Below are 26,631 nucleotides of genomic sequence, written 5' to 3' on the forward strand. Positions count from 1 at the left end.
CGGGATACACCTCACTTGTAATTTAATCTGATATTTTCATTATATTCTTCTTCAATGGTTTGTAAAGAAACAAGCATTGCTTGAAGAATTAATTGTGCTTGTTCATTATTTGTATCTACACTTCTTATATGAAAATGACCACCGTCATCATCATAGTCAATGTCTGGTTTTTCAGAAGTTAAACCTAATATAGCATTTACACTGCCAAATAGAACTGCTGAAGCGCCAGCACAAACAATATCATGACCATATTCACCATGGTCTGCATGGCCATCCATAATAACATCTGTTACTTTGCCACTATCATTTATTGTAATATCAACAGTAATCATAGAGATTAAGCGTTAATTTTATCAATAGTTAATTTAGTGTATGGTTGACGATGACCTTTTTTACGTTTAGAGTCTTTACGACGTTTGTAAGTGAATACAGTAATTTTTTTACCGCGTCCTTGTTTTTTAACTGTAGCAGTAACAGTAGCACCTTCAACAGTTGGAGCACCAACTTTAACTGAATCGCCACCTACAAAGATAACTTTATCAAATGTAAATGAATCACCTTCATTAACATCTAATTTTTCAACGAAGATATCTTGACCTTCTTCTACTTTGATTTGTTTACCGCCTGTTTCAATAATAGCAAACATACTTTGCACCTCCTATATTTATAAGTCACGCCATATACAGGTGACATACTAAATTTAGATTATTTCCAATTTAGTTATTCGCGTACTTAAACCTGTATTTGAGCGGTTGTATGTAGCTATAAAACTACTCAACTATTGCATAGTACCATTACTACACTTTAGTGTCAATCTTGTTTTGCATTTTTTTAATATATTTAAGGAAAATTGGAAATATAATAATTAACAAAATAAAGTTTAATATTAATGTTGGCAATAATCGTAATAATAAGAAGTTGATTATATTAAAGTTAATAAATCCAATAATCGCATAAATACATGCTATATAAATCTCGAAAACAACTACACTACATAAGTTCAACATAAACATCATTGTGTAATCTCGATAAAATACTTTAAGGAAGTTATCAAAGAGAAGAACTAATAGAATGTAACCGAACATGTATAAACCATATACGCTGCCCAAATATAAATCAGTTACAATTCCTAGTACTCCTCCTAATATTAAACCAACACCAAAGCCACGGTATACGGTTAATAATAATATAAATAAAAGTGTTAAATGTGGTACAAAGATAATCTCAAACTTACCTATATGCATTGGGATAACTAATCCAATTATTGTATCGATATAGAATAGGATTATACTTATAACTAAGTATGATAATGCTCTCATTAGTTGTCCCTACTTCCATCAGCAGAACTGTTCGCATCACTTTTAGCTACATAAACATGGTTAATATCAGATAAGTTAGCACCTGTTTTCACTCTTACTTCCTTAGCTAATCCATATTCATCATTTTCAACTTTTGTAACTTCACCTATGTATAAGTCATTTGGTAACTGATCAGCTAAACCACTTGTCACGACTTTATCGCCTTTAGAAAGTTTATCTTTATTGTTGATATTACTAATAATAAGTTCTTGATTTTTATTATCATAACGATCGATAAGTCCAAAAATATTATTAGAGTCGTGTTCAATATTAACTGATAATTTACCTGTCCGAGTATTGGTTGAAAGTAAATCCACTTGCGAAGAAAATTGGTTTACTTTAGTGACTCGTCCAATTAAACCGTCAGCAGTCATAACTGCCATATTATCACGAATACCATTTTTCTTACCTTTGTCGATTATAACTGTATTCATCCATTGATCTGGATTTCGTGCAATGATTGCACCAGAAATTGCATCATATTTCGATGCATCTGTCATATCTAATTCTTTTTTCAAACTTTTATTTTCGGCTTCTAATTTCTCATTTTTAGCCTCAAGTTGTTTAATCTTTTTATTATCAGTGGCTTTGTTTGAACTAAAAAGATTATTTATTGCTCCACTCACAAAATTAACGGGATAACTGACCACTCTTTGACCGAAAGAAACAGAATCCCCCACATATTGTTCAGGAGGTGATTGAGTTTGTGAACGTAAAGACAAACCAATCAGTGCAATGAAGACAATTATCGCACACAAAACAACAATCAACTTGTTATTTTTAAAAAACTTTTGCACTCAGAACACCTCTACCAATAGTTATTTAAATTGTCCTTTTCTATTTTATATTACTCTTCCGGTTAAATAAAGCACTAAGTTTGAAGCATGAACAAAAGCTTTAAGTACTAGTTACATAAACGAAGCGGTATACGAATAAAGTCAATCGTTCGCTTTGGCATAACATACCTATTTTTAATATTTTGGTCTCTATCACAAAAAAAGAGATTAGGTTCTAAGTTCATTATCACTTTAAATTACAAGTGTAAATAAACTTTATTACCTAATCTCTTTAACAATTCTATTCTTCATTTTTATTGTTATTATCTTGTTTGTTCTTTTTTTCATCTTCGCTATATAGCGTTTCTTTTTTACGCCATTTGGCAAATAAGTTTGTAGCTTTAGCTTGCTCATTGGCTTGTTTTTCTTTAGATTGTTCAGACATTATTCACACCAACCTTTGAATTATTATCATATCTAAAACTCTAACGTAAAAACTAGTTCTTTTCAAATACTACAATTTAAATAATAGTATTCTAATATGAGCCTTGTGGTTTAAGTTCAATACTTTGGCCTAGCGCATTTAAATCTTGCTCCATTTCAATTTCGGTACTATATACTCTCATGGAATCACTTCCAAATTTATAGATGATAAATTCGTCATCCCGCTGACCGGCTATGTAGTTTTCATTGTAGCCCATTCTACCCAATCCAGAAACTGCCATAAATTCATTTTTATCAAGGAGCTTAAATACATTTTTCACCTGACTATGAGGAATATTTTGGATAATATCATTTTCCTCTAACATATAATGTTTACCATTCGTTGGAACTTGTTCATTATTCATCATATTTTGAGGCGCACCTACTTGCGTACTATTAGGCGTATGATTCACTGGGTTCCATTCTTGTTCTCTCAAAAAGGGAGCATATTTTAATGCAAAATATACAACACATATAATAGCCATTACTGCAATGATATTTTTAAAGATACTGAGAATAAATCGCATTAGCTCTCCTCCTATTTCAATCTTGGCTATTATAAAGTAAATGTTATTATTTTTCATCAGTCCAAAGTACGATGTAACTAGATAACTAAAGTATGATACCCAATTTTGAAAAAATGATTTACAATATTACTATACTATATTTATTAGAGTTCACGAGGAGTGTATAAAATGAGTATATTAAGTATCATTTTAATAGCATTACTTGTGATTTTACTATTCAGAGTGGGCCTTGCTATTTTAAGATTTATAATTTCAGCAGCTATAGTGTTGTTAGGATTATATTTAGCTTATCAAGGTATACTATGGATTTTTGAAAATTATCAAGTAATTACCGCTTATTTACCATAAAATTTAAAATGCTAGTTAGGCTATTACATATTAATTCGTAAAATAGCCTAACTAGCAATTTTTATTTTCTAAATGTATGAGATAAATAGTTATAAAGTTTGTAAACTCCTGCTAATAATAATCCCCAAATTATTCCAACTACTATAGACGCAACAATTAACGATAGTATATTGACTTGTTGATGGCTTACTAATACACCTAATAATGAAAATATCGTGATTCCTACTACCGATAGACCTATAGTAATGAGCGTTTCTTTAATTCTAATAGTGTGTTGTTTTATATTTAATCTCAACACATAGATAATAGGTATCAAAATACCCACAATTAAAAAAATTGTCATAAAGCACCTCGAACATTAATTTAAGTTTTATTATACAAGAAGTTAACTTTATAAACTATGGTAAATATTATAGACATGCTTATTCAAAATACCCTTCTTCGACTAAACTTGTAAATTTTTGATCCCCAATAATAATGTGATCTAACAAATCAATCCCTAGAATATGACCACATTCTTTTAGCCTCTAATTGTCGTAGCGATATCCTCATTCGAAGGGGTAACGTCCCCTGAAGGATGATTATGAACGACGATTATAGAATTGCTAGAAGCCCTAATGGCTGCATTAAACACCTCACGAGGATGAATTACAGATGAATTCAACGTCCCTTTATATATAGTTTCTTCTTTAATCACTACATTTTTAGAGTTTAAAAATAATGCTACAAAGTGTTCTTGAGTTAAATCTTTCATTTTTGACATCATCATGTCTGCAACATCTTGTGGAGATTTAATTTTAACTTTTTCTAAAGTACATCTAGCATTCATTCTTTCACCTAATTCGAATGCTGCTTTCAATGTTACAGCTTTATATACGCCAATACCCTTAATCTTAATTAAATCATCTATTGATAAATGTTTTAATTCTTTTAAACTACCATATTGATTCATAATATCGTTAGCTATATCGATACTAGAATATCCTTGTCTTCCTGTATTTATTAAGATAGCTAATAATTCACTATTAGATAAACTCTTTTCCCCTTGTTGTATCAAACGCTCTCTTGGCAACTCACTTGTAGCCATATCTTTAATGTTCAAAGAAATCTTCCTTCCTATAAATAAATGATAATATCGTGGTAAAAATAGCTGGTAATAACGTAGCTTACTAATATAAATGGAATAAGTGGAATATAATGTTGATGTTTAATTAATAACATTATGCTTGAAAAGATTAATGCAATTGTAAATGTAATAGTTAAAAAGATTGTAAAAAAGTTATATGGATAAAAGAGCGATAAAACAGTTAGAAGAAGAATATCTCCGTAGCCAATTTGATGGGGTTTAAATAAAAAGCATAGGTGGATTAAAGGGGCGAATAATAAAAATGTTTGAAAATGAAGCGGTGCTATAAAAATACATATTATTAAAAGTATAATGACTAAATTTAAATTAAGTGTCAAAGTTTGTATATCATATAAAGCCATTGTGAGTAAAAATAAAAAAGTAGTTAAAAATAATGGTGCGTACACATCGAAGTGATTAAATGAGATGAGTGGAATGATTACAAAAGCAAGAATTTCTCCGAGAATATAATTGAGGTTTAACTTCTTATGACAACATAAGGTTCGCCCTTTCAAATAGATAAAGTTTATGATTGGGAAGAGCTCTAACCAGCTCAATCGTCGACTACAATAATCACATTTAGAATGCATTATGAAGTACTTAAGATTCAATTGATCAACCGTAGTTAAATGATATAAGTAACTAAAGATTACACTACATGCATAAGCTAATAAAAACATATAACAACTCCTTAGAGTTATTATACCTAATTCGATTTAAAAGTAAATTATATTTTGATGCGTTATATAATTTAGTTATCTATTTTCAAAATTATCTTAGTATTTTAATTTAGATTTTAAAGATTTGTTTGTTTTATGTATATTTAAAAATAAAGAGGCTAAGCCATTTTTATATCAATGGCTTAGCCTCTCCATAATTTAGTTTAAAATTGTGTTTTGGCTTTTACTTCACTAATGAAATATAAACTTCCAGTGATTAATAATCCATCACCTTCATAACGGTTTATAAAATCAAGATAGTCATCTATAAATTCAATGTTTTCCACGTTTACGTCCTCAGCTAATTCTTCTTTAGTTAAGGCTTTAGGAAAATCAAATTCAGTGAAATAAATTTTATTTGCGATTTCAGATAGTCTATTCAACATACCAGAAATCGGTTTACCTTTAATGGCAGAAAACAAGATATCCATTTTACTATTGTCATAATAATTTTTAATAGTATCAGTCAAAGCTTCTACACTCTCATTATTATGAGCCCCATCGATAATCATCAAAGGGTTCTCTTTAACTTGTTCGATTCTCCCTGTCCAGGTAACGCTTTCGATTGCATCAATCATTTTATTAAAATCTAAATCAATCACATCTACTTCATTTAGTTCAATAAGCGCTGTAATTGCTAATGAAGCATTCTCTTTTTGATGCTCACCAAGCATGTTTAAAATGATTGTTTCTAATTCATAATCTTTGTAACGATACGTAAACTCATCATCTTGAGACACTACTACGATTTCACGATCAAGTTCGATTGGCTTAGCGTCATTACTTTCTGCTAAATCACGAATATATTTTAATGCTTCTTCATTTTTTACTGCATAAATAACTGGTGTGTTTGGCTTAATAATCGCGCCTTTATCTTTAGCAATGTCTAAATACGTATTTCCTAAAATGTCAGTGTGATCTAAACCAATACTCGTCAAGATAGAGATAATTGGCTTAAAGACGTTTGTAGAGTCGTTTTTAATGCCTAGTCCCGCTTCAACTATAACGAAATCAACTGGATGGATTTCTCCGAAGTATAAAAACATCATTGTTGTTATAATTTCAAACTCAGTGGCAATGCCTAATTCAGTTTCTTGTTCTAGTGCTTCACTAACCGGCTTAACTCTCTCTACTAATTCTACTATTTCATCATTCGTAATAGGATAACCATTTAAACTAATTCTTTCATTAAAAGTTTCGATAAACGGTGAAGTAAAAGTACCTACTTCATATCCATTGTCAACTAAAGCGGCTCTTAAATAGGCTACCGTAGAGCCTTTACCATTTGTACCACCAACATGAATACCTCTAATATTTAATTGAGGGTTATTCAAACGATCTAGCATCCATTCCATTCTTTTTACACCAGGCTTGATACCAAATTTAGTTCGTTCATGTATCCAATACAAGCTATCTAGGTAATTCATCGGCGATTCTCCTATGCTTTTAATTGTTCGATTCTGTTTTTAACACCATCATATTTTTCTTGATAACGTTGTTGCTTATCTTTTTCTTCATCAATGACCTTTTTAGGTGCTTTATTTACAAAGTTATCATTAGATAGTTTTTTATCTACACGGTCTAGTTCATTTTGTAGTTTAGCTAATTCTTTTTCTAAACGTGCAATCTCTTTGTCCATATCAATTAATCCTTCTAATGGTAGGACTACTTTGCCGGCTACCACTACAGCTGTCATAGCTTTTTCAGGAATATCAATATTGGTATCAATTGTTAATTCACTTGGATTACAGAATTTATGAATGTAATCGGCATTTTCATTTAAAGTTGTTTTAATATCTTCGTCTTTAGCTTGAATGAAAATTGGTATCTCTTTTGAAAGTGGCGTATTTACTTCCACACGTGATTGTCGCACTGATTTAATAATTTCCACAAGTTGTTGCATTGTTTGTTTACTTTCTTCAAATACAAGTTCCTCTTTCACTGTTGGCCAAGACGCTTTAACAATTGTCTCGCCTTTATGTGGAAGACTTTGCCAAATTTTTTCTGTGACAAATGGCATAAATGGATGTAACATGCGCATGATTTGGTCGAGTGTATAACTTAATACTGAACGCGTAACTTGTTTTTGTGCTTCATCTTCACCGTTCATTGGTATTTTACTCATTTCAATATACCAATCACAGAATTCATCCCAAATGAAGTTATATAGTGCTCGTCCAACTTCACCAAACTCATATTTATCACTTAAGTTTGTTACGGTTTCAATTGTTTCATTTAAGCGTGTTAATATCCATTTATCTGCTAATGATAAATCACCAGTTAAATCAATATCTTCATACTTAAAGTCGTCTCCAATGTTCATTAAGCTGAAACGTGCACCGTTCCAGATTTTATTGATGAAGTTCCATACTGATTCTACTTTTTCAGTAGAATAACGTAAATCATGACCTGGAGATGAACCTGTAGCTAAGAAATATCTTAAGCTGTCTGCACCGTACTGTTCAATTACATCCATTGGGTCAACACCATTACCTAATGATTTACTCATTTTACGTCCATCTTCAGCACGTACTAAACCATGAAGTAGTACATCATTGAATGGACGACGATCAGTAAATTCTAATCCTTGGAAGATCATTCTCGCTACCCAGAAGAAGACGATGTCATAGCCAGTCACTAAGGCATTTGTAGGATAATAACGTTTGAAATCTTCAGCTGCCTCATTAGGCCAACCTAAAGTTGAAAATGGCCATAAAGCACTTGAGAACCAAGTATCTAAAACGTCTTCATCTTGTTCCCAATTTTCAATATCTTGAGGAGCTTCCTCACCAACGTATATTTCACCAGTTTCTTTATGATACCAAGCTGGAATTTGATGACCCCACCATAATTGACGTGAAATTGTCCAGTCTCTGATTTCTTCCATCCAACGGTTAAATGTATTTTCAAAACGTGGTGGATAAAAATCAATGCGATCATCCGTATTTTGGTTATCTAATGCACGTTGTGCTAAAGGTTTCATTTTCACAAACCATTGTGTAGATAAGTACGGTTCAACTACTGCACCTGTGCGTTCTGAATGACCAACTGAATGAACATGTTCTTCAATTTTGATGACCATATCTTGTTCTTTTAAATCTTCAACTAGTTGTTTACGGCACTCGAAGCGGTCTAAACCGGCATATTTATCGGCTTTATCATTCATTTTACCGTTCTCATCCATCACGATGATATTTTCTAAGTCGTGACGTTGACCAATTTCAAAGTCGTTAGGGTCATGTGCTGGTGTTACTTTCATAGCACCACTACCAAATTCAATATCTACATATTCATCAGCTAAAATTGGTAACTCACGACCAACGATAGGTAATATAACTTTTTTACCTATAACATCTTTATAACGATCATCGTTAGGGTTAACTACAATGGCTGTATCGCCTAACATTGTTTCAGGTCGTGTAGTAGCAATTTCAATATAACCGTCACCATCTGCGTAAGGATATTTAAAATGATAAAAATGTCCTTGTACATCTTCATGGATAACTTCTATATCTGAAAGTGCTGTACGCGCTTCAGGGTCCCAGTTAATGATACGTTCGCCACGGTAAATGATACCTTTGTTGTATAAATCAACGAAGACTTTTTTGACTGCTTGACTTAAACCATCATCTAGCGTAAAACGTTCTCTACTATAATCAAGTCCAAGACCTAGTTTAGCCCATTGTTTTCGTATAAATGAAGCATACTCTTCTTTCCAAGACCAAGCATGTTCTAAAAATTTCTCACGTCCCATATCATGACGAGAGATGTCTTGTTCTTTTAACTTAGCTTCAACCTTGGCTTGAGTAGCAATACCTGCATGGTCCATACCTGGTAGATATAAAGTATCGTAACCTTGCATACGTTTCATTCTTGTAATTATATCTTGCAACGTTGTATCCCAAGCATGCCCTAAATGTAATTTACCAGTGACATTTGGAGGGGGAATTACAATCGTATATGTTTCTTTACCTTGCTCTTCTGAGGGTTTGAAATACTCATTTCTTACCCATTCTTCATAACGCCCCGCTTCTACTTCGCGCGGATTGTATTTAGGCTCCATGTTCATAGAAAAAACCTCCTAATAATTAAAAAACACCCATCCTAAAAATATAGGACGGATGTTCCGTGGTACCACCTAAATTCAAGATTCTAGGACGTTAACGTTTAATACTTTAGATAAACCTGAGACATTAATGATTTATACTCTGGAAAACCGATATACGGTGTCCCAAAAGCAGGATACTCGGCAGATATTGTCACGATTCGATAAAATTTAAAAAAATTTTACTCATCGTTCGGTTCTGTCTAAATCCTAAACACTTTTGTCTCAAGCTCTTCTTAAAGTAAGATTTCGTCCTAACCTCTTGCACTTAATTATGATTAACGCTCAAACACGCTTTTACCTACATACTATTTCAATAAAAGTCAAGTGGGCTACCTTCAGTATGAACACTATACATATTTACACCGACCATATGCTCTCTGTGCTACCGTTCAAACTTACTCTTCCCATTAATATATTTAATTACCTAATTATAGTATAATGGAAATCGCTATAAGTCAATCTCTTGGAGGTATATTTATGAATGAATGTGCGTTCGGCACAAAAGATCCGATCTATTTGGATTACCATGATCACGTGTGGGGACAACCCCTATACGATAGTAAAGCTTTATTTAAATTAATCGCACTTGAGTCTCAACACGCTGGTCTATCATGGCTCACTATACTTAAAAAGAAAGCCTCTTATGAAGAAGCTTTTCATGAATTTGAACCTGAAAAAGTAGCTCAAATGACTGAAACAGATATCGATCGATTAATGGAGTTTCCTAATATTGTTCATAATCGTAAAAAATTAGAAGCTATCGTTTCTCAGGCACAAGGCTACTTGAAAATTGAACAAGAGTACGGTAGTTTTAGTGAATTTTTATGGTCCTATGTTGATGGGAAACCGATAGATATGCAATACCAACATGCATCAGAAAGAATCACAGTTGATGAACGTGCCACACGTTTGTCTAAGGATTTAAAGTCGTACGGATTTAAATTTTTAGGGCCTGTAACCACATTTTCATTTTTAGAAGCTGCTGGTTTATATGATGCACATTTAAAAGATTGCCCTTCTAAACCGACTCACTAATCTATAAAATTTCTATTTTTTCCCGTATTTTTCTACACCCATTTTCAAGAAGAAACTAATTATTGGTGCCACAATGAATAAAATAAAGAAGATTCTAAAGATATGGAAACTTGAAATCATAGCTACATCGGCACCTGTGGCTATGGCAACTAACACGATTTGACTCATTCCACCTGGTGCGCCTCCTAAGAACAATTCATTGATAGAGCTATGCGTGAATAAATGGATTATATACACCATTACAAACGCACCAATGATTAAAAATACATTTTGATAAATAATCGCTACGGCTATTCTTCCTTTTAAATCACCCAATAAATTAGCAATTTGTAATCCAATTCTGATCATGTAGATGACTTGTGCGGACGCTAATACATAGTTATCAAGCGTAAAATTAATATGAGTAACTAAGTTCCATATAACTAACACGATAATAGGTGCAAGCAATTGTTTAGTTGGAAAATTTATTTTACTCATCACTATATAAACAAGCGCAATCATTATTCCGAGAAATAAAATTTGAGGAAGATTAAGCGCATTGGTTAAAGGCGTCACTTTAGCAACACTTTCAGTATTATTAGCGCTATTACTAAATAAAAATGAAATAAATGGAACTAAAATAACAACGAAAATAACACGTGAAGTTTGCGTTAAACTAACTACTAATATATTGGCTTTCTTGCTTTCTTCAGCCATAATTAACATTTGACTAAGTGCCCCTGGAATAACACTTAATATCGCTGTTTCAGTATTTACACGTGCAATTTTTTTGAAAAAGTAAGCAATTAAAAGTGATAGCATAATGAGTAAAACAGTTACAAGAATGATAATGAACCAATCATCTTTAATATCATTCATTACTTCTGTAGTAAACGTAGTCCCTATTTGAACCCCGAGTAAAATAAGTCCAATTTGACTAAGCCAAAATGGCCACACTACTTCTAATTTAAAAACCTTCACCACTAACAATGCAGCAATAATAGGCCCAAACATAAATGGTAAAAGTATGTGGGCAAAATAAAAGACTATACTCATGATAATCGCAGTTACTAACAAAATAAGTTGATTGAGTCGCATTTTATTCATTAACGACCACTTCTTTCCATAATATAATTACGTTATAAAATTATTTTAAAACCATTTCTTCACTCTACTGTAGCAAACTTTATTAGTATTATCATCCTAGTAGCTTTGTACTACTCAACCTAAATTAATGGAAAATAAAAACTAAGAGACAAGATAGCATTATTTTATGATTTTAAAAACTTTGACATTTCTTTTCGACGTGGTTGGCTAAAAATAAAGATAGTAAAATTTACCTATAATCATCCTTGCCTATAAAATACATAAAAAGAGGCTAAGCCATTAGTATTGAAATAGCTTAACCTCATAATTTTGGCAATCGTGATCTGAGATGAAGATGCGTTCGAGTCTCATTTTCTTCATCTTTAGTCAACTTTGTAAGAGCGGGACGACGTAATCTTTGAAATTACATTAAATCTCTGGCGCTATACCCTAGATTTCTGTTGTCGCTCTCTTTTAACTTATTTTATACTATGCGACTTAACGCATTATAAAAGGCTTGAATTGTTTTTTCGATATCTTCTTTAGTATGAGCAGTAGACAAGAAAGTACCTTCAAATTGAGATGGTGGTAAGAAAATGCCTTCTTTAGCCATTTCACGATACATATTACTAAAGAGCTCTAAATCACTTTTGTTAGCTTCATCAAAATTAGTTACTGGACCTTCATTTAAGAAATATCCAATCATTGAACCAGCTCTATTTACTGTAATTGGTACATTATGTTTACTAAACACTTCTTTAAGTCCTTTTTCTAGAAGGTCTCCTAATTCTTGGAAGTAATCATATGATTCAGGTGTCAATTGGCTTAATGTTTCATAACCACTTGTCATTGCCAATGGATTGCCTGATAAAGTACCAGCTTGATAAATATTACCTACTGGTGCTATTTTATCCATGATTTCTTTTTTACCACCAAAGGCGCCTACTGGTAAACCGCCACCAATAACTTTTCCTAAACAAGTAATATCAGGTGTTACACCAAAATAACCTTGAGCACAATTATATCCTACACGGAAACCTGTCATAACCTCATCAAAGATAAGTAAAGAACCGTAATCTGAAGTAATGTCACGTAATCCTTGTAAGAAGCCATCTTTAGGCGGAACAACGCCCATATTACCTGCTACAGGTTCAACTATGATAGCTGCAATGTCGTCTCCATAATGTTCAAATGCAAGTTTAATTGCATCCAAGTCATTATATGGTACAGTTATTGTATTTTTAGCAGTACCTTCAGGCACGCCAGGTGAGTCCGGTAAACCTAAAGTTGCTACACCAGATCCTGCTTTAATAAGTAAGGAATCACTGTGTCCATGATAACAACCTTCAAATTTAACTATTTTATTTCGTCCAGTATAACCACGTGCTAATCTAAGTGCAGCAAGTGTAGCTTCAGTACCAGAAGAAACCATACGAACTTTCTCTATTGAAGGCACACGCTCAATAACTAATTCAGCTAGTTTATTTTCTTCTAGTGTTGAGGCACCAAAACTTGTACCTTTATCAACCGCTTCATGTAATTTGTCTATTACTTGTTTATTTTTGTGACCTAAAATTAAAGGCCCCCAACTTAATACATAGTCAATATATTCATTACCATCGATATCATAAATTCTTGAACCTTCTGCATGGTCCATAAAAATCGCAGGTGTATCTACCGATTTAAATGCTCTAACTGGACTATTCACTCCGCCAGGCATAAGGTTTTCAGCAATACTCATTGCTTCTTGTGATTTCTTATAACTCATGTTAACGTCCTCCTATATATTGAATGTTTATTTATCTAGATAACGACAAATATCTTTAGCAAAATAAGTAATAATCATATCTGCACCTGCACGTTTCATTGAAACCATTTGTTCCATTACTACACGTTCTTCATCTATCCAACCATTTTGTGACGCAGCTTTAGTCATTGCGTATTCCCCACTTACATTGTAAGCAATTACTGGAATGTTGGTATTATTTTTAACATCACGTACAATATCTAAGTAACTTAATGCAGGTTTTACAATCATCATATCTGCGCCTTCGTTTAAGTCACTTTCTAATTCTCTTAATGCTTCTAAGCGATTAGCTGGATCCATTTGATATGTTTTTCTGTCACCAAATGATGGCGCTGAATCAGCTGCATCTCTAAATGGTCCAAAGAAACTTGAGGCATATTTAATACCATAGCTCATGATAGGAACATTATAATAACCTGCTTCATCTAAACCTTGACGGATTTCAGTAACAAAGCCATCCATCATATTACTTGGTGCAATAATATCAGCACCCGCTTCTACTTGAGAAATCGCTGTTTTAACTAATAATGGTAAGGATTTATCATTATCTACGTCTTTAGTACGGTGATCAATCACACCACAATGACCATGGTCTGTGTATTCACATAAGCATGTATCTGCGACAATTAATAAATCATCGTGTAAAGCTTTAGCCTTACGTGTAGCTTCTTGGATAATGCCGTTATGGTCATATGCCCCAGAGCCTACGCTATCTTTTTCATTTGGTACTCCGAAAAACATGATTGCTCTAATACCTAGTTCGTATGCTTCATTAATTTCTTCATCTAGTAAGTTTAAACTAATTTGATATACGCCTGGTAAAGATTTAATTTCACTTTTAACATCATCTTTTTCAACTACGAAGATTGGATAGATTAAATCCTCTTTTCTTACATGATTTTCTCTTACCATGTCACGCATTGATTTTGAAGAACGTAATCTTCTATGTCTATCAAATTTCATTATAAATTCCTACTTTCTACAATTTTGTTTATAAGTGCTTCTAACGTTTGTTGTTTTGCTATCTTAGGTGAATATCCATATTGTTTTATTGTATGAGCTGTTTGGGCTCCAATTGCATAATAATCATTGAAGTTGGACGGAATATTCTCATTAAAATAATAACGCACAGCCGATGAACTTGAAAATGTAAGTGCATCAACCTGGTTAGTTTTAATCAATTGAATGACATCTTGTATATTCTCATGATGTGCAATAGGCCGATATAAATCAATTTTGGTAACATCATTATTTTTGGCTAGCTCTTGTTGCAGTTTTGGTCGAGCTTTTGCACTACTCGGTATCAGTATAGTTTGTTGATTCACTTTTAATTCTTTTAAAAGTCCTTCTTGAGAGTAATCTGAAGGTATAAAATCTACGTTGATTCCTAACTCTTCACATAAACGAGCAGTTTTACTTCCTATTGCAGCAATAGATTTAACATTTATATGATCTAAATATTGATAAAATAACCGGACTGCATTTTTAGAAGAAAAAATAAGCCAGTCATAGTTATAATGCAAAAGCTGAGTATCAAATTCAAGTGACTGGATTTGAATAAATGGCTTATGCACTATTTCAACTAAATCACTTTGTATGTTACTCGTTTGCGTCATTACTACAACTGGCTTCATTAACCATTACACCTCTATAATTAAAATATTAATGTGGTTGTTCTTCATTAAGCTTTCTTATTATTTCATATGCGCCTTGTTCTTTCAAAACATTACTTACTTTTCGCCCTAATTCTACAGGGTCTTTTCCAATTTCAGTATGTTCATATCTTTCAGTACCATCAGGCGTCATAATTAAACCGGTGAATTCAATTTTTCCACCCGGTTGATTTGTAGCATAACCGCCGATAGGTACTTGGCAACTTCCATCCATTGCCGCAAGAAATGTTCTTTCAGCTGTGACACATTCGGCTACTTCTTTATTATGAACTTTTGCTAATAATTCAAGAAGTTCTGTGTCGTCACTTCGGCACTCAATCCCAAGTGCGCCTTGACCAATAGCTGGTAATAAAACGTACTTATCAAGGTAAGTGGTCACTATATCATCTGACCAACCCATACGTTTTAGACCTGCAGCAGCTAATATGATGGCATCGTAGTTTTCAGTCTCTAATTTTTTTAATCGTGTATCTATATTGCCGCGAATCCATTTAATTTCAAGCTCAGGATATTTAGCTAATATTTGAGCGCCACGTCTTAGCGAACTCGTGCCTACAATACTACCAGCTGGCAATTCTTCCAATGGCGTATGATTTTTTGAGATATATGCATCAAATGGTATTTCTCTATCAGGTATACATCCTAATGTTAAACCTTTAGGGATAATACTAGGCACATCTTTAAGAGAGTGTATCGCCATATCGATGTCTTTATTAAATAACTCATTTTGAATTTCTTTAACGAATAACCCTTTCCCACCAACTTTAGATAATTGTTTATCGACAATTTGATCACCTTTAGTGACAATTTCCTTTATTTCAATTTCTAAAGTAGGGTCTACTTCTTTTAGTTTATTTATAAATTGTTGGCTTTGCGTCAAAGCAAGCTTGCTTCTTCTCGAACCTACAACTAATTTGCGCATACTTGTGGCCTCCTATTGCCCTTTTGAAAATTAAGTAAAGTGCGTAGTAAAAAATAAGTTAACCATACATAAGCAAAATAACACAATGTTAAAATAAATTAAATGAATTGATTTAAGCCACTTATTCACACGACATAGCAAGAATATTGCGTAAAGTATTGTAATAATCGTCGATAAAATAACTTTTGAGTCAGCAAAAATACGATGACCTATCGTATAGACGCCCCATTGTGCTCCTAGTATGACACTTAACATAAGAATAATGAATCCAGCTAACGAAGAATAGAATATGATTTCTTCTAATGTCGCAACGCTTCCTATTCTAAAGTATTTCTGATCAAAATTCTTTTCTCTCAAATTACGATATTGAATGATATATAGTAAAGAATTCACAAATGCTAATGCAAAAAATGCATAACTTAACACGGCCAACCCAATATGTACGAGTAGTAATTCATTAATAATCGCTACTTGCTGCATGTTAGTCGCATAATGATTAGGCTGAAACGTATTCATCATTAATAAAATAAATCCTACTACATTTAGGAAAAAGACTGAGAAACTTAAAACTTTTATAACATTCAAAATCAAGGATATTGATATAATAATCCATGCTAAAAAGAAAAACACATCAAATAATGAATTCAACGGTATTGGATTGTGAGAGGTTATATAAATAGACAAAGAGATTGTTTGTAATATCCAAACAATCCCTAGTGTGTAAATTCCTAATTCTCTAATTTTATGACTTTTTTTAACGAAATCAATAAAATAACAGAGAATACTGATTAAATATATAATTAATACAATTTCATGAAATCTTATAAACAGGGTTTCTTGCATATTATCACCATATTAATATGCTTATTCAAAACTAAAGATATGTCGAACAGAAATCTCCTTTTCTTTTTGTGCTTTACGTGCTTTAACATCTTCATAAGGATCTTCAGCTTCGATATCAAATATGTTTTGAAATAGCTCTAATTTTTCATTACTATGTTTATCATTACTCAATTCTTTAGCCTGTTTAATTGGATCTTTCAACATTTGATTGATAATACTTTTAGTGTGTTTCGAAATAACCGTACGTTCTCTTTCTGATAAATTAGGAAGTTTTCTATCAATACTTTCCATAGTTTCAGATTGAATCGTCATCGCTTTTTCACGAAGTGCTCTAATAACAGGCACAACACCTAACATATTCACCCAATCATTATGATTTTGAATTTCATCAGGAATTTGTTGTGCTATTAAATCAGCTGCCATTTGACGTTCAAGTAAATTCGCATCAACTAAACCATTAAGGTCGTCTACGTCATAACTAAACACGTCTTCATTAACATCAATACCAGGTTCTATATCACGTGGAACCGCAATATCAATTAATAATAAAGATTTAGATTTTCTATAATTTAAAACATTATCAATCATAGATTTAGTAATAATAAAATCTCGTGAACTTGTTGAACTAATCACAATATCAGTATCAGCTAATAGATTAGGTAATGATTCTAGAGTACCATATTCTACGTTATGTTTTGTAGCTAATTCTTTTGCATTTATTTCAGTTCTATTAACCACTGTAATATGTGTTATGCCTGAACCTAATAAATTTAAAAGTGATAACTCACTCATTTCCCCTGCACCAATAATAACAGCATGTTTACTTTTTAGTTTACCGAATACCTTTTTCGCTAATTCAACTGCTGCATAAGACACACTGACCGCATTATCTGCTATATCTGTTTCGTTATGCGCTTTTTTAGCGAAAGTAATAGCTTGTTTAAATAGATGATTAAATATAGTTCCCATTGTATTAGTTTCTTGAGCTAAGAAAAAGGCATCTCTCATTTGGCCAAGAATTTGTGTTTCGCCTAATACAATTGAATCTAGTCCAGAAGTGACGCGCAATAAGTGTTCTACTGCTTCGTCCCCCACTTTAACTTCTGACATTGATTTAATATCATCTACTTCAAAACCAAATGAACGCGCTAAAAATCTTTGAATATAATAGCGACCTGTATGAATTTGGTCTACAACAGCATATACTTCTGTACGATTACATGTAGATAATATAACATTCTCTAGAATAGATTTAGTTTCAAATAAATCTTCATGGGCTAATCGTAAGGCATCATTTCTAAAAGCAACTTGCTCTCTAAGTGCTACATCGGCTGTACGATGATTTATACTTAAAGCAATAAAATGCATTTATAACGCCCTCCATATACTAACAATAACATTAGTATAACACATTCTATACTGAATTTAAGTCACTTGCTCAAATAAATTAGAAGGATTCTAATTTAGAGTCATAATTTTGACATTTATGCATCAGTTTTTATATTTAGAGATAATTTTAATTGCAAAATTTATAATGATTATAAATAAGAAGCAATTAAATCCCAAATTTGTTGTTGTTTCGTATTTTGAATCGATGAATAACTTATAATTTCATCGTCTGGATCTAAATCTAACTTTTCTTTAATATTTTTTAAATGTTTTTGTACTTTACCTTTAGCAATTTTATCTTCTTTGGTACAAATAACTAGTGTTGGTATCTCAAAATGTTTTAGATAATCATACATTAAAACATCGTCTTCTGTTGGATTATGACGTAAATCGACTAATTGAATCACAAGTTTTAAATTTTCTCTCTTTGTTAAATATTCTTCTATCATTTTACCGAATTTTTCACGTTGAGATTTACTTACTTTAGCATAACCGTACCCAGGCACATCGACGAACACTAGTTGTTCATCAATATTAAAAAAGTTTAAAGTTTGTGTTTTACCTGGTTGTTGAGATGTACGCGCCATATTTTTTCTACCAATCATACTATTGATAAATGATGATTTACCAACGTTAGAACGTCCACTTAACGCTACTTCAGACAGTTCTGTTTCTGGATATTGAGCTTCTTGTACTGCGCTGATGATAAGATCAATATTATTAGGATTAATATTCATAATTTATCCTCTTTCTTTTAATTTATGTTAACTGTTTTATTATAATATACTTTCTCTCTTTTCTAAAACTATTCTTAACTCCATATATAAAAAAGGCAATTTCTACCTAATGCGATAGAGATTGCCTTTGTTTACTTAATATTGTTTTTACTAAAAAATTTCATTATTAAGCTGAAGTTTTACTATCATTTAATAGATTACCTTCAGAATCATATAATTCTGGTTCTACTTCATCTTGAATTGTTTTAGCAGTAATTACAACTTTAGATACATTGTCAGATGAAGGTACATCATACATGATATCAATTAATGCTTCTTCAATAATTGATCTTAAACCACGAGCACCCGTTTTACGTTCAATTGCTTTTTCACTTACAGATGCTAATGCTTCTTCAGTGAATTCTAATTCTACATTATCTAGTTCAAGCATTTTAGTATATTGTTTAACTAACGCATTTTTAGGTTGAGTTAAGATATTTTTCAATGCATCAACATCTAATGTTTCTAAATTAGCTACAATTGGCACACGACCGATAAACTCAGGAATTAATCCGTAAGATTGTAAATCTTCAGGACGGATTTGTTCAAGTAAAGCTTCTTCATCGTATTTATCAGCTTCATTACTAGCAAAGCCAATCATTTTTTCGCCTAAACGACGTTTAATTACTTCATCAATTCCATCAAATGCCCCACCTAATATAAATAGGATATTTGTTGTATCGATTTGGATAAGTTCTTGGTTAGGATGTTTACGTCCACCTTGTGGAGGAACACTTGCTGTTGTTCCTTCTAAAATTTTAAGCAAGGCTTGTTGAACACCTTCACCAGACACATCACGTGTAATTGAAGTATTTTCAGATTTTCTAGCAATTTTATCAATTTCGTCTACATAGATAATACCTTTTTCAGCTTTATCAATATCGAAATCAGCTGCTTGAATCAATCTTAATAAGATATTTTCCACATCGTCACCCACGTAACCAGCTTCAGTTAAGCTAGTAGCATCCGCGATTGCAAATGGAACGTTAAGTGTTTTAGCTAGAGTCTGAGCAAGCAATGTTTTACCACTACCTGTAGGTCCAATTAAAGCGATGTTACTTTTTTGAAGTTCAACTTCGTCTTCATTAGGTCCTAATTGTTGAATACGTTTATAATGATTATAAACTGCAACTGCTAAAGATTTTTTAGCTTTTTCTTGTCCAATTACATACTCATTTAAATGGTCCATAATCTCTTTAGGTGTAGGTAGTTCAGTGAATTCTTCAGAAGTAGTTTGAGCTAACTCTTCTTCTACGATTTCTGAACATAATTCAATACACTCATTACAAATATATACGCCGCTTCCTGCGACTAATTTTTTAACTTGATCTTGATCCTTACCGCAGAAAGAACATTTTAAATTTTCTTCGTCTTCATTGAATTTAAACATTCATTTACACCTCTATTCTTAAACGACTCTACTAGATAGCATTCTACATCATAACTTAATAGTTAACAACTATAATGCTTAAAATATAGAGTAGCAGGATACATATAGTGATGCACCTGCTACTTCATATTTTAATTTATTAGTTTAATATTAATTATTTTTCTTCTTTAGTTGATTCAACGTATTTAGCATTATCTCTAATTAAGTCAATAACTTTTTGGATACGTACATCATTTTTAATGATATCAGTGTTACCTAAAGTTTGTTTGATATCTTCAACTGAAATGTTGAATTGTTTACTCATTTTTTCTAACTCTTTATCGATATCTTCGTCTGTAGCTTCGATATTTTCTTTATCAGCAATTGCAGATAAAGTTAAGTTAGTTTTGATGCGTTGTTCTGCATCATCTTTCATTTGTTCTCTTAATTGAGATTCATCTTGACCAGAAATTTGGAAATAAGTTTGTAAGTCTAATCCTTGTTGTTGGATTCTTTGACCAAACTCTTGAACCATACGATCTAATTCAGTATCAATCATTGCTTGAGGAATGTCGATAGTTACGTTGTCAGTAGCTTTATTAATTGCTTCTTCTTTTTCAACGTTTTCAGCTTCTTCAGCTTTTTGTTCAGATAAACGTTTACGTAAGTTCTCTTTATATTCATCAACTGAATTAGCGTCTGAATCTAATTCATTAGCAATTTCATCATCTAATTCTGGAACTTCTTTATATTTAATTTCATTTACTTTAGTTTTGAATGTAGCTTCTTTACCAGCTAATTCTTCAGCATGGTATTCTTCTGGGAATGTTACGACAACGTCTTTTTCTTCGCCAGTTTTCATTCCTACTAATTGATCTTCAAATCCTGGAATGAATGAACCTGAGCCAACTTCTAAGTCGTAACCTTCAGCTTGTCCACCTTCAAATTGTTCACCATCTACATAGCCGTCAAAGTCGATGTTTACTGTGTCGTTTTCTTCAACAGCACCGTCTTCTTTAACTACCATGTCAGCTAAATGACCTAGGCTATGGTCAATTGATTCTTGTAAATCTTCTTCAGTTAGTTCAGAATTTTGTTTTTCAATTTCTAAACCTTTGTAATCACCTAATTGAACTTCAGGTTCAACTGTAACAGTAGCTTCAAATTCGAAGTCTTTACCTTTTTCAATTTGTGTAACATTAATTTCTGGTTGAGCCACTGGGTTAATACCAGTTTCTTCAATTGCTTCACCATAAGCTTCAGGTAAAAGAATATCTACTGCATCTTGATATAAAGCTTCAACGCCAAAGCGTTGTTCAAAGATTGGGCGAGGCACTTTACCTTTACGGAAACCAGGCACATTAATTTGTTTAACTACTTTTTTAAATGCTTGATCTAATGCTTTATCTACTTTTTCTGCTGGAACTGTAACTTTTAATAATCCTTCGTTACCTTCCTTTTTTTCCCAAGTTGCTGTCATGTATAATACCTCCATGATTACATTTTTAATTTTTCAACTTCCCTATTATAGCACACGTCCTATATGGACACAAACAGTCTTTAACAGGGCTTTTATACTCATATTTTTTGAAAATCAATACTCTAACTTTAACGAATTTTACGTGTAATGGAAAATGATTTGCTCAAATTTGACCATCTAACACATAAATAAGATTTAATATATCTTCATTAACCTCACTAGTCTGTATACCAATCATTGATTTAAAATAAACATCGTACGTAGATATCCACTCATTTGGGTTATATATTTCAAATATATTTAATGGATATAATAATATCGAATGATTATTCATTACGTGTGTAGCTTCTTCTGAAATATGAAGTGCACCATCACTAAGCTTATCTAATACTTTTGGTATAACTTCCACCTTTAACTCAGTATGCTCAATACCTTTCAGTTGATTAGGAATGACTGTAATCGTGTAGCCGTACTTCTCAATGGTAACTGGATCACTATACTCAGCAAGGCGTAAGAATTCTAGCATAAGGCTTTTTAAATTGTTAGCTTTCACATCACGAGTTAATAAAAATGCCACAGTTTCTTTAAATTCATAATGTCCATTATCAATTAGTTTCATTATTAATCTAATTTGCTCATTCGTGTTTAAAGTACCAAACTTTGCTAATTGCTGACTCGTTATGTGTTTATCTTCATTTAATTGTGATTGCGCATAAGCTTTAATCGGAAATAGTTCCATGCGGGTTTTATGACTTTTAACTTCTTCAATGATTTGGTCAATAACTTCAACTGCTACATAATATTGTCCTAAACCATTTAATGATTTAACATAATACAACATCAATTCATCATAATATTGAAGACCTTTTTTCAAAAGAATAATAGTTTCTTCTCTTAATTCTAAGTAATAACCTTGATGATATAACATTTCACATTTAATAAACGATAGTTTATCATCAAGCTCAAATTGTGATTCATAGTCTTCGAATAATTGATACAATTGGTCGTAATCTTGTTTATGATCTACTTCAATAATATCGTTATATAATTTCTGTTGAAGTTTTGGAAAAGGGATGATATCTGACATCTTTATACCCCCTTTTTATAACTCTTTTAAAATTAACGCACTCCATGTTTCAAAATCATCATAGTTATCAATTTGCTCTTGCTCAAGCCATTGAATTTTAAGCGTATCTGTTTCACGGACTTCGATATCGTTTGAGTTAACTTTAACTTTAAATACAACGCCGATGTGTACTTTTCCCACTTCGTTTGTATCATCATTGATAAAGCCGATATAATTCATATTTTGCGAATCAGCCTCTGATAAACCTACTTCTTCTTCAAGTTCGCGTTGAGCATTTACACGTAATATTTCATTAATCGAGCTAGCGCCCACTACATCGTTCATATGACCACCTACACCAATAGAAGATTGGCCATGTAAGCGAGACTCGCCACCACCTGTTAAACGTTTGTAGACAAGGAGTTCGCCTTTTTCATTCTCTAATAAGCAATATGAAATAAGTTGTTTAAATGAATCGTCTTCCTCCATATCACCACGACGCTTAACTTCATATTCAGAAAATGTTTTAAAAACTGCTTCCCCTTGGGCGTCATTTTTAGGTAAAAAACCATTGAAGGCATTTACTTCATCTTCAAATAGTACGTTTCTTGGTACTACTATAATTTGTTCATCATATTTGGACATATTAAACTCCTTATTGAAAATATTCTTCTTATGTATTTTATCAGACAAATGTATTGAACTACAATTAAAAGCGAATGTGCGTTAATAAGCCCTTTATTCTAAAATAAAGGCTAAGACAATGTTTATAGCAATGTCTTAGCCTTTAATATATTGAACTTATTTTAAAGCGTCTTTAGCTTTAGAAACTAATTCAGCAAATGCTTTATCGTCTGAAATAGCTACTTCAGATAACATTTTACGGTTAATATTAATGCCAGCTTTTTTCAAGCCGTTCATTAATCTTGAATAGCTGATGTCGTGTTTACGAGCAGCTGCATTGATACGTGTAATCCATAATTTACGGAAGTCACGTTTACGTTGACGACGGTCACGGAAAGCGTATTGACCTGATTTCATTACTTGTTGTTTTGCTACTTTATATAATGTGTGTTTAGCACCGAAGTAACCTTTAGCTAATTTAATCGTTTTTTTACGACGTGCTCTTGTTACTGTTCCACCTTTAACTCGTGGCATATTAAATTCCTCCTTAGATATATCAGTTAATGATCGTCCATTTTAGATTGTTCAATTATTTTTTGTAAGCTAATAATTGTTTTACGCGTTTCATATCGCTTTTAGATACTAATTTAGCTTTACGTAATTTACGTTTTTGTTTAGTATTTTTGTTTGCGAATAAGTGAGATGTGAAAGCTCTTGAACGTTTTAATTGACCTGAACCAGTTCTTTTAACACGTTTAGCTGCTCCACGGTGAGTTTTCATTTTTGGCATGATTCATTTCCTCCTACTAATTATGAGTTATTTTTCGTTTATAGGCGATAACATGATAAACATTTGTCGCCCTTCCATTTTAGGTTTCTGTTCAACAGTGGCAATATCTTTACATTCTTCAGCAAATTTTTCTAAGACACGTTGACCAATTTCTTTATGTGTAATCGCACGACCTCTGAAACGAATTGAAACTTTACATTTATCGCCTTTATCTAAGAATTTACGGCCATTTTTCAACTTAGTTTGGAAATCATGTTCCTCGATAGTTGGGCTTAGACGTATTTCTTTAACATTGATAACTTTTTGTTTCTTCTTCATTTCTTTTTCTTTTTTCTGTTGTTCGAATTTGTATTTACCATAATCCATAATTCTTGCAACAGGTGGTTTTGCGTTTGGTGCGACTACTACTAAGTCTAATTCTACACGTTCAGCCATTTCTAAAGCTTCTCGTTTTGATTTAACACCGATTTGGTCACCATTTTGGCCAATTAAACGTAATTCTTTAGCGCGAATCTTTTCGTTAACTTGCGTTTGATCTTTTGCTATGGTTGACACCTCCCAAAATTTTACGAAATTTTCCCAAGCAAAAAGAGCGAGCATAGAATGCCCGCTCTCTTCTCATACACAATAATGTGTGACATGATTAACCTGCCAACTGCTTAATGCGTCGCTACAGGTGAGAAACGGGTGTTTCTACTTGGTTCGTTTCGTATTCAACGTCATTAATCATATCAACAATTAATATATAAGTCAACAATTATTTTTTAATTAGTGATGTTTAACTTCATCCATTGAAATATCTTGTCGTAAATCTACTTCGTCAAGTGGAATCATTTTAGTTTTATATCTTAGTTTATGATAGATAAAGAACACTAAAAATACTGGAATACCCATGTAAGTAATAATAAATCTATTTAAGTCAAAGTCCCCTGTTTTAATGAAGTCTACGTCTTGACCAAGAATTACTATTACACAAAGAAGTCCTGCAAAGATAGGACCGAATGGGAACCATTTTGCTTTGTATTTTAATTCTTTTTTATTATGATGTTGTCTTTCAAATGCTCTTCTAAATCTAAAATGACTTACCGCAATACCAACCCATGCAATAAATCCAGTCATACCACTTGCTGCTACAATATATTCATAGGCATCGCCACTTAATTTTTGTACTAAGAAAATGATGACTACTATTACGCCAGTAGCTATAAGTGATACATAAGGTACACCGTATTTATTTGTTTTACCAAATGAAGGAAAAGCTAATTTATCTTTACTCATTGAATATAACATACGTGTTGATGCATACATACCAGAGTTTCCGGCAGATAATACTGAAGTTAAGATAACCGCATTCATAAATGAAGCTGCAAAAGCTAATCCAGCATTTTTAAATACGAGTGTAAATGGTGATGTTGCAATACTATCACCGCCACCCATTAAGGCGCTACTATTATAAGGAATAAGCATTCCGATAATAAAGATAGCTAAAATATAGAATAATAATATTCTCCAGAATACTTGTTTAATGGCTTTTGGTACTGCACGTTCAGGATTTTCTGATTCACCTGCAGTGATACCGATAAGCTCAGTACCTTGGAAAGAGAACCCGGCAACTAGGAATACACCTAAAATTGATAATAAACTGCCACCTAAGTTACCGCCTAAAATAGGACCTTCTCCTTGGGTAAAGATATCAAAACCTACAAATTCGCCACCCATAATTCCTAAAATAGTTAATAAACCAATAATAATGAAGATGATAACTGTGACAACTTTAATTAGGGCGAACCAATACTCACTTTCACCATATACTCTAACTGATAAAGAGTTTAATGCGAAAATTATAACTAAAAAGATACAGCTCCATGCCCATGCCGGCATACCAGCCATTGGCGTCCAGTATTGAATAACTTGTGCTGCTATTGTTACGTCGGCAGCTACTGTGATTACCCAGTTGAACCAGTAGTTCCAACCTAAAGCAAATCCTAATGAAGGATCTACAAATCGAGTAGCATACGTACTAAATGAACCAGAAACTGGTAAGTACGTTGCCATTTCCCCTAATGATGTCATTAAGAAAAAGACCATTGCACCAATGATTGCATATGCTAATAATGCACCTAATGCACCAGCGTCATGAATTGCGCCACCAGATGTCATAAACAGTCCGGTACCAATACATCCTCCCATCGCAATCATAGATATGTGGCGATCTTTCAGACCACGTTTAATCTCGTCTTCTTGAGTTCCGTCTTGTTTCATAGAAGCTCCCTTTCTTTCGGTAGAGGCTTAAAGGTTATTTGTTTTGTGATGATAATTGAATTATCATATTTAAACTTTACATAGT

At 32.5% G+C, this 26,631-nt stretch carries 28 protein-coding genes, 1 pseudogene and 2 other annotated features; of the genes and pseudogenes, 2 read left to right on the forward strand and 27 right to left on the reverse strand.

Annotated features, from left to right (window positions below; translation table 11 throughout):
* Positions 1–11 precede the first annotated feature (11 nt).
* From FH144_RS04630 to FH144_RS04655, 6 genes are all read right to left on the reverse strand, one after another.
* Positions 12–332, reverse strand: a complete 321-nt coding sequence (locus FH144_RS04630) for a ribosomal-processing cysteine protease Prp (protein WP_107508058.1) — start codon at positions 330–332, stop codon at positions 12–14.
* A 5-nt stretch (positions 333–337) separates the two neighbouring features.
* Positions 338–646, reverse strand: coding sequence for a 50S ribosomal protein L21 (gene rplU / locus FH144_RS04635; RefSeq protein WP_103166566.1), 309 nt, complete (start codon positions 644–646; stop codon positions 338–340).
* Between the two features lie 13 nt (positions 647–659).
* Positions 660–764 (reverse strand) — a sequence feature (ribosomal protein L21 leader region).
* Positions 765–797: 33 nt separating this feature from the next.
* Positions 798–1,319, reverse strand: coding sequence for a rod shape-determining protein MreD (mreD, locus tag FH144_RS04640; RefSeq protein WP_242314001.1), 522 nt, complete (start codon positions 1,317–1,319; stop codon positions 798–800).
* Positions 1,319–2,155: a rod shape-determining protein MreC gene (gene mreC, locus FH144_RS04645; RefSeq protein WP_242314003.1), complete on the reverse strand. Its 837-nt coding sequence runs from the start codon at positions 2,153–2,155 to the stop codon at positions 1,319–1,321. The genes mreD and mreC overlap by 1 nt, the downstream gene beginning before the upstream one ends.
* Positions 2,156–2,435: 280 nt before the next feature.
* Entirely contained in the window at positions 2,436–2,579 is a 144-nt protein-coding gene (locus FH144_RS04650; protein WP_242314005.1) for a hypothetical protein, read from the reverse strand.
* Between the two features lie 91 nt (positions 2,580–2,670).
* Positions 2,671–3,144, reverse strand: coding sequence for a DUF4930 family protein (locus FH144_RS04655; protein ID WP_242314007.1), 474 nt, complete (start codon positions 3,142–3,144; stop codon positions 2,671–2,673).
* Positions 3,145–3,312: 168 nt separating this feature from the next.
* Between FH144_RS04655 and FH144_RS04660 the strand changes: the two genes are divergently transcribed.
* Positions 3,313–3,492, forward strand: a complete 180-nt coding sequence (locus tag FH144_RS04660; protein ID WP_107508063.1) for a hypothetical protein — start codon at positions 3,313–3,315, stop codon at positions 3,490–3,492.
* A gap of 61 nt (positions 3,493–3,553) precedes the next feature.
* On the opposite strand, the gene FH144_RS04665 is transcribed toward FH144_RS04660, so the two are convergent.
* From FH144_RS04665 to FH144_RS04680, 5 genes and pseudogenes are all read right to left on the reverse strand, one after another.
* Positions 3,554–3,835 (reverse strand): hypothetical protein, encoded by a 282-nt coding sequence (locus FH144_RS04665; protein WP_107508064.1) that lies wholly within the window; start codon positions 3,833–3,835, stop codon positions 3,554–3,556.
* A gap of 79 nt (positions 3,836–3,914) precedes the next feature.
* Positions 3,915–4,594: pseudogene (gene radC, locus FH144_RS04670) on the reverse strand (RadC family protein).
* Between the two features lie 14 nt (positions 4,595–4,608).
* The gene (locus FH144_RS12100) at positions 4,609–5,298 is read right to left on the reverse strand and encodes a prepilin peptidase (RefSeq protein ID WP_198611538.1); all 690 of its coding nucleotides are present in this window, start codon (positions 5,296–5,298) and stop codon (positions 4,609–4,611) included.
* A gap of 203 nt (positions 5,299–5,501) precedes the next feature.
* Positions 5,502–6,764 (reverse strand): bifunctional folylpolyglutamate synthase/dihydrofolate synthase, encoded by a 1,263-nt coding sequence (locus FH144_RS04675; RefSeq protein ID WP_242314009.1) that lies wholly within the window; start codon positions 6,762–6,764, stop codon positions 5,502–5,504.
* Positions 6,765–6,775: 11 nt separating this feature from the next.
* Positions 6,776–9,406, reverse strand: coding sequence for a valine--tRNA ligase (locus FH144_RS04680; RefSeq protein WP_242314011.1), 2,631 nt, complete (start codon positions 9,404–9,406; stop codon positions 6,776–6,778).
* Between the two features lie 516 nt (positions 9,407–9,922).
* On the opposite strand from FH144_RS04680, the gene FH144_RS04685 reads away from it, so the two are divergent.
* Positions 9,923–10,480, forward strand: a complete 558-nt coding sequence (locus FH144_RS04685; RefSeq protein ID WP_242314013.1) for a DNA-3-methyladenine glycosylase I — start codon at positions 9,923–9,925, stop codon at positions 10,478–10,480.
* 12 nt (positions 10,481–10,492) lie between these two features.
* Here the strand turns inward: FH144_RS04685 and FH144_RS04690 are convergent, their stop codons facing one another.
* The 16 genes from FH144_RS04690 to FH144_RS04765 all read right to left on the reverse strand — a co-directional run bounded on the left by FH144_RS04690 (position 10,493) and on the right by FH144_RS04765 (position 26,546).
* A complete protein-coding gene (locus FH144_RS04690; RefSeq protein WP_242314015.1) occupies positions 10,493–11,566 on the reverse strand; it encodes an AbrB family transcriptional regulator in 1,074 nt (357 codons plus the stop codon).
* A 463-nt stretch (positions 11,567–12,029) separates the two neighbouring features.
* Positions 12,030–13,313, reverse strand: a complete 1,284-nt coding sequence (gene hemL / locus FH144_RS04695) for a glutamate-1-semialdehyde 2,1-aminomutase (protein WP_242314017.1) — start codon at positions 13,311–13,313, stop codon at positions 12,030–12,032.
* A 27-nt stretch (positions 13,314–13,340) separates the two neighbouring features.
* The gene (hemB, locus tag FH144_RS04700; protein ID WP_107508072.1) at positions 13,341–14,315 is read right to left on the reverse strand and encodes a porphobilinogen synthase; all 975 of its coding nucleotides are present in this window, start codon (positions 14,313–14,315) and stop codon (positions 13,341–13,343) included.
* Positions 14,315–14,986, reverse strand: a complete 672-nt coding sequence (locus tag FH144_RS04705; protein ID WP_242314019.1) for a uroporphyrinogen-III synthase — start codon at positions 14,984–14,986, stop codon at positions 14,315–14,317. Before FH144_RS04705 ends, hemB begins: the two co-directional genes overlap by 1 nt.
* Before the next feature lie 28 nt (positions 14,987–15,014).
* Positions 15,015–15,947, reverse strand: a complete 933-nt coding sequence (hemC, locus tag FH144_RS04710) for a hydroxymethylbilane synthase (protein ID WP_242314022.1) — start codon at positions 15,945–15,947, stop codon at positions 15,015–15,017.
* 30 nt (positions 15,948–15,977) lie between these two features.
* Complete coding sequence (locus FH144_RS04715) at positions 15,978–16,790, reverse strand: cytochrome C assembly family protein (RefSeq protein ID WP_242314024.1); 813 nt, start codon at positions 16,788–16,790, stop codon at positions 15,978–15,980.
* A gap of 21 nt (positions 16,791–16,811) precedes the next feature.
* Positions 16,812–18,158, reverse strand: a complete 1,347-nt coding sequence (gene hemA / locus FH144_RS04720; protein ID WP_242314026.1) for a glutamyl-tRNA reductase — start codon at positions 18,156–18,158, stop codon at positions 16,812–16,814.
* Between the two features lie 170 nt (positions 18,159–18,328).
* Positions 18,329–18,916: a ribosome biogenesis GTP-binding protein YihA/YsxC gene (gene yihA, locus FH144_RS04725; protein ID WP_242314029.1), complete on the reverse strand. Its 588-nt coding sequence runs from the start codon at positions 18,914–18,916 to the stop codon at positions 18,329–18,331.
* Positions 18,917–19,082: 166 nt separating this feature from the next.
* On the reverse strand, positions 19,083–20,345 hold the full coding sequence (gene clpX, locus FH144_RS04730) for an ATP-dependent Clp protease ATP-binding subunit ClpX (RefSeq protein ID WP_242314031.1): 1,263 nt from the start codon (positions 20,343–20,345) through the stop codon (positions 19,083–19,085).
* A 154-nt stretch (positions 20,346–20,499) separates the two neighbouring features.
* Positions 20,500–21,804, reverse strand: coding sequence for a trigger factor (gene tig / locus FH144_RS04735; RefSeq protein ID WP_242314034.1), 1,305 nt, complete (start codon positions 21,802–21,804; stop codon positions 20,500–20,502).
* A 163-nt stretch (positions 21,805–21,967) separates the two neighbouring features.
* Entirely contained in the window at positions 21,968–22,891 is a 924-nt protein-coding gene (locus FH144_RS04740) for a hypothetical protein (protein ID WP_242314036.1), read from the reverse strand.
* A 15-nt stretch (positions 22,892–22,906) separates the two neighbouring features.
* Positions 22,907–23,515, reverse strand: a complete 609-nt coding sequence (locus tag FH144_RS04745; protein WP_107508081.1) for an NUDIX domain-containing protein — start codon at positions 23,513–23,515, stop codon at positions 22,907–22,909.
* Positions 23,516–23,671: 156 nt separating this feature from the next.
* A complete protein-coding gene (gene rplT, locus FH144_RS04750) occupies positions 23,672–24,028 on the reverse strand; it encodes a 50S ribosomal protein L20 (RefSeq protein WP_242314038.1) in 357 nt (118 codons plus the stop codon).
* A gap of 55 nt (positions 24,029–24,083) precedes the next feature.
* Positions 24,084–24,284: a 50S ribosomal protein L35 gene (gene rpmI, locus FH144_RS04755; protein WP_002448990.1), complete on the reverse strand. Its 201-nt coding sequence runs from the start codon at positions 24,282–24,284 to the stop codon at positions 24,084–24,086.
* A gap of 27 nt (positions 24,285–24,311) precedes the next feature.
* A complete protein-coding gene (gene infC, locus FH144_RS04760; protein WP_107508095.1) occupies positions 24,312–24,839 on the reverse strand; it encodes a translation initiation factor IF-3 in 528 nt (175 codons plus the stop codon).
* A gap of 23 nt (positions 24,840–24,862) precedes the next feature.
* Positions 24,863–24,989 (reverse strand) — a sequence feature (ribosomal protein L20 leader region).
* 63 nt (positions 24,990–25,052) lie between these two features.
* Complete coding sequence (locus FH144_RS04765) at positions 25,053–26,546, reverse strand: amino acid permease (RefSeq protein ID WP_242314040.1); 1,494 nt, start codon at positions 26,544–26,546, stop codon at positions 25,053–25,055.
* Positions 26,547–26,631: the final 85 nt, after the last annotated feature.

This window comes from Staphylococcus sp. acrmy (assembly GCF_022690565.1).
Classification (GTDB): domain Bacteria; phylum Bacillota; class Bacilli; order Staphylococcales; family Staphylococcaceae; genus Staphylococcus; species Staphylococcus caledonicus.